Annotated in this window: 10 protein-coding genes and 1 pseudogene; 4 read left to right on the top strand and 7 right to left on the bottom strand. The window is 61.5% G+C overall.

Going from position 1 to position 13162, the window contains the following annotated elements; translation table 11 throughout:
- Window positions 1–54 precede the first annotated feature (54 nt).
- The gene (locus R4P70_RS01980; protein WP_317830307.1) at window positions 55–1362 is read left to right on the top strand and encodes an HNH endonuclease signature motif containing protein; all 1308 of its coding nucleotides are present in this window, start codon (window positions 55–57) and stop codon (window positions 1360–1362) included.
- 91 nt (window positions 1363–1453) lie between these two features.
- Here the strand turns inward: R4P70_RS01980 and R4P70_RS01975 are convergent, their stop codons facing one another.
- The 5 genes from R4P70_RS01975 to R4P70_RS01955 form a co-directional block, all read right to left on the bottom strand.
- Entirely contained in the window at window positions 1454–2743 is a 1290-nt protein-coding gene (locus R4P70_RS01975; protein WP_019745783.1) for a PucR family transcriptional regulator, read from the bottom strand.
- 35 nt (window positions 2744–2778) lie between these two features.
- Window positions 2779–4212 carry a phytoene desaturase family protein gene (locus R4P70_RS01970; RefSeq protein WP_021331705.1) on the bottom strand — a complete coding sequence of 478 codons (1434 nt, stop codon included), beginning with the start codon at window positions 4210–4212 and terminating at the stop codon, window positions 2779–2781.
- Window positions 4209–6056 (bottom strand): DUF3556 domain-containing protein, encoded by a 1848-nt coding sequence (locus R4P70_RS01965; RefSeq protein WP_317830306.1) that lies wholly within the window; start codon window positions 6054–6056, stop codon window positions 4209–4211. Before R4P70_RS01965 ends, R4P70_RS01970 begins: the two co-directional genes overlap by 4 nt.
- 85 nt (window positions 6057–6141) lie before the next feature.
- Window positions 6142–7614 carry a class I adenylate-forming enzyme family protein gene (locus R4P70_RS01960; RefSeq protein WP_317830305.1) on the bottom strand — a complete coding sequence of 491 codons (1473 nt, stop codon included), beginning with the start codon at window positions 7612–7614 and terminating at the stop codon, window positions 6142–6144.
- Between the two features lie 132 nt (window positions 7615–7746).
- The gene (locus R4P70_RS01955; RefSeq protein WP_020909504.1) at window positions 7747–8640 is read right to left on the bottom strand and encodes a LysR family transcriptional regulator ArgP; all 894 of its coding nucleotides are present in this window, start codon (window positions 8638–8640) and stop codon (window positions 7747–7749) included.
- Window positions 8641–8715: 75 nt separating this feature from the next.
- On the opposite strand from R4P70_RS01955, the gene R4P70_RS01950 reads away from it, so the two are divergent.
- The 3 genes and pseudogenes from R4P70_RS01950 to R4P70_RS01940 all read left to right on the top strand — a co-directional run.
- Window positions 8716–9336: a LysE/ArgO family amino acid transporter gene (locus R4P70_RS01950; RefSeq protein ID WP_317830304.1), complete on the top strand. Its 621-nt coding sequence runs from the start codon at window positions 8716–8718 to the stop codon at window positions 9334–9336.
- A gap of 113 nt (window positions 9337–9449) precedes the next feature.
- On the top strand, window positions 9450–10772 hold the full coding sequence (locus tag R4P70_RS01945; protein WP_046380081.1) for a ClC family H(+)/Cl(-) exchange transporter: 1323 nt from the start codon (window positions 9450–9452) through the stop codon (window positions 10770–10772).
- A 67-nt stretch (window positions 10773–10839) separates the two neighbouring features.
- Window positions 10840–11085 (top strand): annotated as a pseudogene (locus R4P70_RS01940) (DUF4440 domain-containing protein); the annotation flags it as partial.
- 29 nt (window positions 11086–11114) lie between these two features.
- Here the strand turns inward: R4P70_RS01940 and R4P70_RS01935 are convergent.
- Window positions 11115–12302 carry a 4-hydroxybenzoate 3-monooxygenase gene (locus R4P70_RS01935; protein WP_046379489.1) on the bottom strand — a complete coding sequence of 396 codons (1188 nt, stop codon included), beginning with the start codon at window positions 12300–12302 and terminating at the stop codon, window positions 11115–11117.
- A 99-nt stretch (window positions 12303–12401) separates the two neighbouring features.
- Window positions 12402–13154, bottom strand: a complete 753-nt coding sequence (locus R4P70_RS01930) for an IclR family transcriptional regulator (RefSeq protein ID WP_019745792.1) — start codon at window positions 13152–13154, stop codon at window positions 12402–12404.
- Between the last annotated feature and the right edge of the window lie 8 nt (window positions 13155–13162).

Below are 13162 nucleotides of genomic sequence, written 5' to 3'. Positions count from 1 at the left end.
TCTTGACTCGAACACATATTCGAATATGATCTGAGGTGGGGATCGGGGGATTCAATGAGTATCAACACATCATCTGACGTCGTTTGTGGTTCGGCGGTGGGGTTGCGCGGACGTCTGTGGCAGTTGTCTGTTTCTGAGTTGCGTGCTGCTGCGGTGTCGGCGAGCGCGGAGATTCTGCGTCTCGAGGCTGTGCGGGTGGCGGTGATGGACGAGTTGTCGATGCGTCCCGATGATCAGGTGATCGCCAGCCGCGGAGTGGGTGCGTGGTTGGCGGCGAACACGATGCTGCAGGTTCGGGACGGGAAGAAGATCGCCGCCCTCGGTGCAGCGCTACGGCCGTTTCCCGCGGTGGCGGCCCGGTTCGATGTCGGGGATTGCTCCTTCGAGCATGCCGTGTTGATCGTGGCGTTCTGCGAATCACCACCGAAGGGGATGCCGGAGGAGGCGTTGCCTCGCTGTATCGATTTGTTGTTGGCTGCCGCGTCCGGGGTGGAGGCGACGACCACGAAAGTTCGGAACGTTATCGCGACCTTGGAGCGAATCTTCGAATCGGATGAGATTCCGCCCGCCGAAGATGTGGATCGCAACGAGCTCCGGATCGCGTCGACGTTGAACGGTCGGGTGGTGGTGCGCGGCGATTTCGACGCCCTCACCGGCGAAATGCTGCTCTCCGCCCTGTCGAATCTGACGATGCCCAACCCGGCACCCGATGGAACGCCGGATTCGCGGTCGGCGGCGAAGCGGACTGCGGACGGGTTCACCGAACTGATCCGCCGCTACCTGGACTGCGCCAAAACCGGCACCGACGGTGGTCAGCGTCCGCACGTGAACGTGCACATCAACGCCCGCGATCTCGCGGAGCACCGGGACTGCGCCGCTACACCCGCTGCTTCTGGTGACGGAGTGGCTGTGTCGGATCTCGATGTCGGGCACATGCCCTGGCTCGGACCACTCTCGGTCTCGCAGACCAGGCTTCTCGGCTGCGACTGTTTCCTGTCCACCGTGCTGCTCGACGACCACGGGGCGCCGCTCGATGCGAAACCCGGAAAGCGATTAGTGTCCGCGGAGCAGCGAGTGGCGTTGATCGCCCGAGACAAAGGCTGCGCGTTCCCCGGCTGCACGTGTGTTCCGGCCTGGACGGATGCGCACCATATCCGGCACTGGGCGAACGGTGGCCCGACGGTGATGAACAACCTTGTCCTGCTGTGCCGTTCACATCACCGGCTGATGCACCGCAAGTCCGGGTTCGTCGGGAAATGGGTGATCCGCATCGGCGTCGACAACAAACCGTGGTTCATCCCACCGCCCTCGATCGACCCGCAGCAGCACCCACGACCGGCGAACACCACCTTCAAAACCTGAGAAGAACCTCAGGCACAACAGAACACGGCCAGGCTCCGCATCGGACATCAAACCCCGATATGGAGCCCACAGGCCGTGTCGCGTCCACAACTCACGACGTTTTGGCGGGGCGCAAGACCGATCTACCCAACAACTCACAAACCTGCAGGGCCAGAGCGAGATCCAACTTGTCTCGGCCGGCAGCGACTGGATCCCCGAGCGCCTTGTTGATGCGATACTTCACGGTATTCCGGTGCAGATTCATGTGATTGGCAGTGTGCAGATGGCTTTCTCCGTGGGCGAAGTACACACTCAACGTCGTCCGCAAGGATGCAGCAGAAGGCGTATCGTCCGCCAACGGGCCTAGCACCTCCCAGACCCATGACTTCGTAGAATCGATGTTCTCGGACAGAAGTGAAACCACAGCGACGCCGCGGTCCCCGAAGCTCACCACCGGCCGTTGCGGCGTATCCGGCACGGCAGCAACCGAATAGGCGGCGGTTGCCTGTTCGTGAGATCGCTTGAAACCTTCGACCCCTGACCCTGGCAGTCCGATTGCCACCCGCGCTCCGCCGTCCAACGGCACTGCCGCAGCGAGAACCTCCGGATCCGGCGCAGGCACCCGGCGACCGAACGGCAGCCACGCCCACACCGTGCGTCGATCGATGGCGGTGATGATCGGCGGCTTGTCCGCTCCCGCCGCTGCGCCGAGATCACGTACGAGTCGATCGAGCGTGTTGATGCCCATGACGTCCGCATCCCACGTCGACCAGACCACCAGGGCGACGTGGTTCTGACCGAGGCGGTACCCGGTCTCCGCTTCGAAAGCAGCGGTATCTGCGTTGGTGCCGGACAGGAGGGCGTGGATCGCGGCCGAATGGAGGTTTCCCTGCGCTGCCATCCATCGACTGCGTTCCCGCTCGTACGCGTCGAAGACGTAGAGCGTGATCCAGTCGATGTAGCTGTAGACCACATCCGAAGTGTGTTTCAGGACAGCCAAAGTGAGTCGCGCCGGAATATCCAGTGTGCTGATCTCGTCGTGACAGATCCGCATCAGATCGCCTTGGCCCATGTGGTAGGCCCGAACGAGAGAGTTGGACGGAACGTCCCGCTGCGCCAGACGCAGAGCGTATTCCACTGCGGCAGTAGTCGGTTGGAGATGATCGATCGGAATGTCATTGGCCAGTACGTGGATGATCGTCGTGATGTTTCCCTGCACGCTGGCCTCGAGCATTTCGAGCAATTTGGCGTCTGCATCCAATTGGTCGATTTCGTGAGCCATCATGAAGGCCATCTCACGCGCGATGTCGGCACTGCGCTCGTCGAGTCGTCGGGCCAACTCGGCAACCACCGCAAGCACTTCCGGCTCCGCGGCTGCAGGCACTCGGGCGAGGCGCCGCATCGCGCCGGCGCCTCGCTCCTTGTGCGATGGACTACTCACAGAACTTCCGCACCCTTTCGTCGCAGGTACTTCAGAGCCGATTCGGCCGCGTTGTACCCGCACATTCCATGTGCTCCGGCACCCGGCGGGGTCGAGGCCGAGCACAGGTAAGTGCCCGCGATCCCCGTGCTGTACGGATCGACTGCGACGCGCGGACGCAAGACAACCTGCAGTTCGGTGTTGGCACCTCCGATGATGTCGCCGCCTACCTGATTCGGATTGTCTTGTGCCAGGTCAGCTGTACCACTGCTCGATGTCGCGACGATCTGATCCCGGAATCCTGGCGCAAACCTCTCGATCTGACGAATGATCGCCTCCGTAGCGTCGCCGGCATATCCGTGTGGCACGTGCGCATAGGCGTACAGCGGATGAACGTTCCCGGCGGATCGGGTGGGATCAGCCAGGTATTGCTGACCGAGGAGCACGAACGGTCGGTCCGGCATGCGGCCTGAATTCGTCTCACGCTCAGCGGCCACGATTTCGTCGAAACCACCTGTCAGATGGACAGTTCCGGCCCGAGCGCAATCCGGATTGGTCCACGGCACATGACCTTCGATCGCAAAATCGACCTTGAACGCTCCGGGAGCCTGCTTGAACTTTCGATAGGCTCTCGCCACTCGGCCAGGGAGTCGATCGCCCAGTATTTCGAGCGCACCCCCCGGATTGACATCCAGCAGAACAACATCGGCGTCCGGAATCTCGGAGGCCGTGCGAACCCGAATGCCGGTGTCGATCTTGCCGCCGTGATCGAGGAGCATCGCGGCCATGGCATCGGTGATCGAACGCGAACCTCCCTCGGCAACCGGCCAACCGTAGCGGTGACCAGCAGCAGTGATCATCAATCCCACCGCCGAGGTGGCCGGACGGTTGAGTGGATAGAAGGCGTGCGCGGCAACCCCGCCGAACAGCGCCTTCCCTTTGTCGGTCTTCCACAACTTCGCGGTCACGGTTGCCGGAAGCAGCGCTCGCGGACCGAAAGCTGCGAGCCGCAGCGGATGCCGCGGGACATTGACGATCGGGCGCATCAGGTCGGACGCCAATGCATCGAATCCCGTCGACAAGTCACCGAACATCCGTTGCCATCGAGGTCCGTCCGCGCCGAGTCCCGCCGCCGTCTGCTCCAGCGAGCGGTACAGAACACCGGCGTCCCCGTTGTCGAGCGGATGCGCGCAGTCCACCTCTGCCCATCTCCAGATCAGCCCGTATCGCTCGAGGTCCAGCTTGGACAGGTACGGCGAGCCGATACCCATCGGGTGAAATGCCGAGCAGTGATCGTGAATCAACCCCGGCACGTCGATCGGACCGGAGCGGGTGCCTCCGCCGATCTGGTCGGCAGCCTCGAGCACCTGCACGTCCACACCGCTACGTGCGAGGTGTACCGCGGCAGCGAGCCCATTGGGCCCGCTGCCGACGACTACGGCCTTTGTCACTTACTCACCTCTTGCTCGCTACCGCTGGCCCTCGTACGCATCTTCGGCTCGGAGACAACCTGCGGATCTGTTGCCGCGCGGTCGGCCCGTACGTCCAGTGTCCACTGAACGTCGAACGGAATGGGCCCGTTCGGCAACCACGGTTGTTCGGCAACTGCGTCGGCGACCTTGAAAGTACCTCGTTCGATGACGCCGAGAGCTGCGTCGATCACCTGGTACTCCTGCGTTCCCTTGTGGATGGGCTGCGATTCGATCCAGGTCACCAGGAACTCGCCGGGCGCGAAATTGCAGCGACGCTGAATGGCGGCGATCAACTTCGCATCGTGCAGGTGCCCGTCACCGAAGTTGAAGGCGACGATGGAGTTGCACATGAACTCGGCTTCCCGCAGCGAGTACGTGTTGATGTCGTCGCCGAGGTGCCTGATCATCAGTGAGAACAGTGCACGCCCCTGGCTGTGCATGGAACGCCAGCCCAACAGCTGATGCAGAACGACATCGGACACATCTTCGGGGTACATCGTCATCAACTGATTACGCGTATCCGGCGACGGACGCTTGATGTACTGGTCGATCTTTGCTTCGGCGCCCGGCGCGAATGCCCACGTCGCAGATGCCCAGTTGCCGGCGTACTGACGCATCGACGGCAGGAACGACACCAGATCGGGTCGAAGGTTTCCGAGAATGGGGAAGAAAGCAAGGGCTGCAATAATTCCCGCTGTGATCCAGGGTGAAGACATGGCGCCGAGGCCGTAGCCGTCCCACGCCGGGAAGCCCAGGAACAGGAAGACCGAGGCGTAAGCGAACAGAAGATTCCATTCCAGCGGAACGGCCAGCGGGAAGGTCGACGCGATGAAGAGATGGAATCCGACCATGAGGATCACGGCGAGGATGGTGAGTGTCTTGTTCGTCGAGAACAGCAGTATCAACGGGGTGACGATTTCGACCATCGTTCCGGCCACGTGTGCGACCCCGCCGCCGAGGTGCGAGGGCCGCAGATCCTCCGGGAAATTCCGGTAGTGCGCACGCTTGATCTTCTTCGACGGGATCCACGGCGTATTGCTGAGCATCGGGGGGACCACCAGCGAGAAGTGACGGCCGAACTTCGAGACACCGGCACCGATCCACACCATGACGATCAGCAGTTTGAGCGCCAGAATCATGTCGACGAAGGGCAGGAACGTGAAGAAGAAGATCGCCGGCAGGTACTGCTCACTACGGGCAGCGATGAAGGGCACCTTGTCCCGCAACCCGAGAATCACCATGAGCACGAGGAAGGAGTACAAGACCGTCGGGCGTACCAGTCCGGCATTGTCGGCGATTGCCGAATCGATTCCTGTGGTGTGAACGCCGGGAAGAACCGCGGCAACAAGAAGATTGGCGACTACGGCGACATAGATGAAGACGTCGAACACCGTGCGGGTGTCACCCGAGGTGAGCGGCACCTTGCCCGGCCACGGTGGAAGGCGAATCGTGCCGGGGCGGATCCAGTAGAGAACTCCACCGGTCATCGGTTTGAAGTGGCCGGCCAATGGACCCCAAGACCCTGCCAGGCCCAGGATTTCGAGCATCATGGTCCAGATGATGAGTTTCTGGTAGACGATCGGCTGGTTCCACCATGATCCGATGTCGAACCACGAGAGGCCGGAAGTCAAAGTGGCAACGGCTGTTCCAGCTGCCAGGTAGAGGAACAACAGTTTCATGATGTAGACGGTGTGGACCATCTTCGGTGTACCGAAGCCGTAATCCACCCAGTGCGTGGACATGTCACGCAGACGCTCGAGAAACGGCTTGTCCATGAAGGTTGCCGGATCGACGGGAGGGAAGTTTCCTTCTTTGAATCCCATGATGTGCTCCTGAAATACGGAATGTGGGCATGACGGATCGACTCGACGCACGTAGTCGAGTTGTGCTGGTATTACGGGGAAGGGACTAGTGAGCGGGAGTTGCGCTCAAAGCTCGTCTCATTCCGGGTTTGTCGATCTTGCCCACCGGGTTTCGGGGAAGCGTATCGACGACGTAGATCGCCACTGGCACCTTTACTCGGGTGAGCAAGGCCGTGACATGTTCGAGCAGTTCGCCTTCGGTGACGGGCGCGTCGGGGTAGGCAACGACATAGGCAACTGGCACCTCTCCGTAGACCTGGTGCGGAGCGCCGATGACGGCGGCCTCGAGCACGGAAGGATGTGTGGCGAGCGAATTTTCGATCTCCTTGGGGTAGATGTTCTCGCCCCCACGGATGATCATGTCCTTGATGCGATCGACCAGGGTCAGGTAGCCGTCTTCGTCGAGGACCCCGACGTCGCCGGTATGCAACCAACCATCCTTGACGGTCTTCGCGGTCTCCTCCGGCTTGCCCAGATAGCCACGCATCACGTTGCCGCCCTTGATGACCACCTCTCCGGCAATTCCGACGGGAGCAAAGGTTCCGTCCTCGGCAAGAATGGCAATCTGCTGGCCGGGCAACGCCGGGCCGACCGTACCGAGCTTGCGCACACCCTCCACAGGATTACAGGCCGACGCACAGGTCCCCTCGGTGAGTCCGTAACCCTCCACGATCACGAAACCGAAACGCTGCTCCGCGCGTTCGAGGAGTTCCTTGCTGATCGGCGCCGCACCGCACACGGCAAACCTCAAAGATGACGTATTGATCGAGGCGTCTTCCGGCTGCGAGGTCAGCATCGCGTAGATTGCCGGCACCGCCGAGAAATACGTGGGGCGAAGCCGCGCAACGTCGTCGAAGAATCTCGAAACCGAGAACTTCCCGGTGACACTCACCTGTCCGCCGACAAGCAAGGGCGTCAGGGCGCTGACGCAGATCGCGTTGACATGGAACAACGGCAGAATCAGCAGGCAGTGATCCGCGCCGGTAACACCGATGTTCTTGCCCATCGACGAAGCCATGAACTGCAGGTTGGAATGCGTGAGCATCACTCCCTTGGGCCGTCCGGTGGAGCCGCTGGTGTAGATGAGCAACGCCAGATCGTCTGCTGCAACATCGATTCCGGGTCGGGGATCGGTCGGCGGCACTGTCGCCAGATCGTCGACGACCAACACCGCACGGCCACCCGAGGGCGCATCGGCAGTAGCGGTGATGACCAACTCGGCCCCGGAGTCCGCGATCTGGTAATCCGCTTCGTTCGCGGTGAACATCGGATTGATGGGCGTAGCTGCAGCACCGATGCGCCAGGCAGCCATGATCGCGATCAGCAACTCGGCGCGATTGGGCAGCATGATCGCCACCACGTCACCGAGTCCGATTCCGAGTCCGGCCAATTGCGCGGCAACAGCTTCCGTACGCTCTGCGAACTCTTCATACGTGAGTTCGACGTGGTCGTCCCGCAGGCACGGATTCTTCCCGTACTTCTCCGCAAGATCCCAAGCCAGATATCCGATGTCCGCCACGAGAGTCAGCACCTTTCATTCGTGTGTGACTCAAAACACTATCGGCGTCCTGCGGCCGAAGAAACGGTCTCAGGGGATCAACTTATCCAGGTTCTTTGTTCCCTGAGCACAACGCCGCAAGGGCGGCGAACATCAGATCGAGGGCTGATGCAACACTTCGTGGGCACGTCGGGTCACCACTTCGGAGATCCGGCGCAAGACGGGTGACGACAGTTTCCACTGCTGCCAGTACAGCGGAACGTCGTCCACGAAGTCCGGATCGAATCCGATCAGCACTCCGCCGCGATCGTCTTCGCCGCACTGCAGGTCCGGTATCAACCCCCACCCGTATCCCCGTCTGACGGCGTCCGCGAAGTCTGCCGATGACGGAACAAGATGGCGAGGCGGATCTGCCGGGTGGCCGACCTTTTGATCGAGGTACCTATCCTGCAGCAGATCCTTGCGATTGAACACCACCAGCGGCGCCTCCGAAAGAGATTCGGCCGTGACACCATCTGCGAACCAGCGACGGCAGAACTCTGCGCTCGCCATCGGCCGATACCGCATGATGCCCAACCGACTGGAGGTACACCCTTGAATCGGTGACGCAACAGACGTGACAGCAGCCATGACCGAACCGTCGCGCAGCAGTTCGGTGGTGTGGTCTTGATCGTCGAGATGAAAATCGAAACTGACTTCTTGCGTGAACTCCGCGAGGGCCCCGAGAACCCAAGTGGACAGCGAATCGGCATTAACCGCGATCGAGACGCGGGCGAAGGTGTTCGAACCGTTTTCCAAACCGAGTTCTCGCACGGTGTCACGCGACAGTGCGTCTATCTGACGGGCAAGACGCAGGACTTCTCTCCCGGAATCGGTGACCTGGATGGGTTTGGTGCGCTGCACCAGGATCCGGCCAACTGAGGTCTCGAGAGCTTTGATTCGTTGGCTGACCGCCGAAGGCGTGATGTGCAGCTTCCGCGCCGCCGCCTCGAAGGTTCCCTCGTCGACCGCAGCGTGCAATGCCCTCAGTTGCTCGAAATCCAACATAATCTGAAGCTACTCTGATGCTGCCTAAAAATCATTAGCTGGACTGAATGAAATCTGAGCGGCAGGCTCGACAACATGCTCAGCACCAACGACCCTGCGTCGGCCCTCGTCGGTTTCGGAGTCGGACTGTCATTGATCGTCGCAATCGGCGCCCAGAATGCGTTTGTTCTTCGCCAAGGTCTAACGCGATCGCACGTACTCCCGATCGTCGCAGTGTGCGCGTTGTCAGACGCAATTCTGATCCTTGCAGGCATCAGCGGAATCGGGACCCTCCTCGAACACGCACCGTCGCTGATCACGTTCGTTCGTATCGCCGGTGCGGTCTTCCTCCTCAGCTATGCAATCTTCGCCGCCAAGCGGGCGCTTCGACCCCAGACGCTGGCGCCGGATCAGCACGGCAACGGTTCGAGGCTGGCCGCCGTCACGATGGCATTGGCTCTCACCTGGCTCAATCCACACGTTTACCTCGACACCGTGGTGCTCATGGGTTCAATTGCCAACGGTCGCGGCGAAATCGGACGTTGGTGGCTTGCGGCCGGTGCCATCACCGCGAGTGTGGTCTGGTTCAGCGCCCTCGGTTACGGCGCACGTCTGCTGACGCCGCTTTTTGCGAAACCCAACGCCTGGCGGATTCTCGACGCTCTGATCGCCGTGATGATGGCGGTTCTCGGAATCAGCCTGCTTGTCGAATTGTGACTCGGCTGCACAACCTCGATCCGACACTGCGGTATCGGGATGGGTTACCGTCCAAGGTGAGCAAGCTCAATTCACCTGTCGCGAGTTGTGACCATCAGGTAGGGCTGATCACGATGACCGAGGACGACGGCGGCACCGAACCGCGTGACTCCAACCGCGGACTGAGTTTGCTGTGCCTTCTCGCTGCGGTCGCCGGCGTCGGGGTCGGATTTGTCGGCGGCGCGTTCCGTTGGTGTCTGATCAGGGCCGACGAACTCCGTCGGACGATCGTGAATTGGGCGCATCACGTTCCGTACGTCGGGTGGCTCGTGCCGGTCGTCCTGGTGGCCTTGTGCACCGTGCTGGCCGTACTGATCGTCAGACGAGTCCCCCTCGCAAAGGGAAGCGGCATCCAGCACGTCGAGGCGGTGTCCCGCGGCGAAGCGAAACCGCCGGGAATCAATCTCGTGCCTGCCAGATTCATCGGCGGCCTCTTGGCGATCGGCTCCGGTCTGGTTCTCGGCCGCGAGGGCCCCACCGTACACATGGGTGCGGCGATCGGGGCAGAAGCGGGACGGCGGGCCCGCCTTGCCGAACCGGACGTCGCCATGCTGCAAACATCCACGGCCGGAGCAGGACTCGCCGTCGCGTTCAACGCGCCGATCGCCGGGGCACTGTTCGTCTGCGAGGAGGTGACGCACTCATTTCGGCTGCGCACCGTGCTGCCAACTCTTTTCGGCGTTTCGGTCGCGGTGGGCTGTGCACGACTTGTCATCGGTGACCAACCCGATTTCGAGGTCGGCACCGTCCCGACGCCTCAACTCGCACTCTTGCCACTGTTTGTCGTCTTCGGAATCCTCACGGGGCTACTCGGTATCGCCTACAACCGCTTGATTCTGGGTCTACTCGACGCCGTTGCACGACTCGACAGGATCCCGCCGACTGTCATCGGCGCAACGATCGGCGCCACCATCGGCCTGACGCTGTTCCTCGACCCGCTGGCCAGTGGGGGCGGCGACGTTCTTGCACAGATGATCGTCGGCGGAAGGACCTTCGTACTGCCGATCCTGCTGCTGTACTTGGCGGTTCGGTTCTTCACTGGCCCGCTCTCGTATGCCGCTGGAACCCCCGGCGGACTGTTCGCTCCCTTACTTGCACTCGGTGCACTCTGGGGGTCGATCTTCACCGGACTGTCGAGCTTCGTGCCCGGAGTGGACGCCGGGCTCACGGTCACCATGGCCACCATCGGCATGGCTGCCTTCTTCGGCGCTGTAGTGCGCGCACCGTTCACCGGCATCGTGATCGTGGTCGAGATGACAGCGGTGACGTCGACGCTCGTCCCGATGCTCGCTGCCACTGCGGCAGCGGTATTCGTCGCCACCGCGGCAGGGTCGGCACCTATCTACGACAGTCTCCGAGAACGGATGTTGGAAACTCAACGCCCACCTCTGCGATGATCACGATCGACATCGTGCCCGACCTATGCGCAAGGCAGAGGAGCATTCATGACCCCACAAAGACTTCACCGAGATAGGTGCGTCGGGTAGCGTCCGGGACCTACCGTCGACCGTTGAATCACTGCGAAACGAACCCATCGACGGCGACGGCATCGAAGTTCACAACTTGACCGGTCGAATCATCGACGACGGATACGTCCTGACACAGTGGGATTCACTCCGTGGCGTGCGTCGAGCGCGGCGCACATCCCTGTGGCGCCGCGCCCCGGCCGGATGGCAACTGGTACACCATCAAGGCACCCCGCTCCACTGATTACGCACCGCAAAATCTGCGACAACTCTCTAGATCAAGGGTGTTCCGACGTAGTTCTCGGCGATCAGCGTTCGTCCGGCGACCGAACGCGTGACCATGTCCAACTCGGCCAGTTGACGGCGATGTCCGAAACCGCTGTCGTCTGGCAAGCGATGGAGCATCGACGACATCCACCACGAGAAGTGCTGCGTCCGCCACACACGCGGCAGCACCGTTTCGGTGTACCCGTCCAACATCTTTCGGTCGGACGAGGTGAAGAAACTGTCCATTGCCTTCGCCAGAGCGTAGACGTCGGCGATCGCGAGATTCATACCCTTCGCACCGGTCGGCGGCACGGTGTGCGCCGCATCGCCGGCAAGAAACAGGTTGCCGTGCTGCATCGGTTCGCATACGAAGCTGCGGAACTGAAGGATCGATTTCTGAAAGATCCTGCCGTCCTTGATCTCTGCTCCGTCGCCGTCGACGCGCATGTGCAGCTCGTCCCAGATTCTATCGTCGGACCAGTTGTCCACGGAGTCGTCCGGATCGACCTGAAGATAATGACGCTGCACCTCGGGGGTCCGCGTGCTGATCAGTGCAAACCCACGCTCATGGTTGGCGTAGATCAATTCTTCCGATGACGGCGGAGCCTCGGCCAGGATGCCGAACCACGCGAAGGGATACTGGCGGAAATGATCCGTTCGGATCGACGGTTCGGGAATCAGCTTTCGCGTTTGCGTACGTGATCCGTCGCAACCGGCCACCAGGGCGCACTCGAGCTTCTGGTCGTTTCCGTCCGAGTCGACAAAAGTGATGCTCGGGCGATCCGATTCGTGATCGTGCACTTTCGCGTCGGACACTCCGAACCGAATGTCCCCGCCGTCAGCGAGACGTCGCGCGATCAGATCCTTGAGCACCTCGTGCTGCGGATACACCGTGACGGCGCGCCCGTCGGTCAATTCGTCGAACGCAATTCGGTGCCCTCGCCCGCCGAATCGCAGCTCGATTCCGTGATGTTCGAGGCCCTCCCGCTTCAGTCGATCACCGAGTCCGGTCTCGACCATGAGATCAACCGTGTTCTGTTCGAGCACGCCGGCACGAATGGTGCCTTCTACCTCTTCACGGGTGCGACATTCCAGGACTACCGAATCGATTCCCTTCAGATGCAACAGATGCGAGAGCATCAACCCGGCGGGACCACCACCGACGATTCCGACCTGGGTGCGCGAAGAAGACATACAGAGAACTCCTGAGGTGAGTGACGATTGAGACCACCATCGACCACGATCACTCCCCTGAACAGCTGTAATTTCACTCAGTGAAAGACCGAATACGAGCTATCCAAGTCCGCCGCCACCAAGCCCGCGTGAAATTCCACGGGCGGCCGCGACCAAGGCCGGCAGTAATGGAGCCGGATCCTGCTCCACCGGAACAACTGTCGAGACCGCTGCGACGACATTGCCGCCGGCTTCGCGGACCGGAGCGGCGACGGCAAGGGTTCCGACGTTCAGATACTCACGGCAGACGACAAATCCGGTGCGTCTGATCTCGTCGAGAGTTGCTCGCAAAATCCGCTCGGACGTAATGGTTTTGGGAGTGAACGACTCGAGACCGGCCTGGAGGACGTCGTCGAGAAGCTCGGTTCCGCCGTGCGCGAGGAGAATCAATCCACCGCTGGACGCGTGCAACGGCAATCTTCCCCCGGCCCGACCGACAACGGTGACAGCACTACGCGAGGACAAGCGCTCGAGGTACAGCGCCTCGGTACCCTCACGAACGACCAACTGCACATTCTCCCGGGTGACCTCGTACAGGTCCTCGAGGAACGGCAACGCCACCTGCCGCAGGCCGTGAGCGCCGGGAGCAAGAGCGCCGATCTCCCACAACCGCACTCCGACCTGGTACTTGCCGTCACTCCGACGCTCGAGTGCGCCCTCAGCCACCAACTGCCCACACAGCCGATGAACGGTGGGCAGAGGTAAACCGCTGCGACGACTAATCTCCGACTGCGTCAACCGCGGCGATTTCGCGTCGAAGGCACCGAGCACGATAAATGCCCGGCCGATCAACGAACGGTCGCCTGATGCCATTCACACAG

It is taken from the genome of Rhodococcus sp. IEGM 1241 (genome assembly GCF_033142365.1).
Classification (GTDB): Bacteria; Actinomycetota; Actinomycetes; order Mycobacteriales; family Mycobacteriaceae; genus Rhodococcus_F; species Rhodococcus_F erythropolis.
The sequence above is the reverse complement of the archived record's forward strand: the minus strand, read 5'-3'. Positions and strand labels throughout refer to the sequence as shown.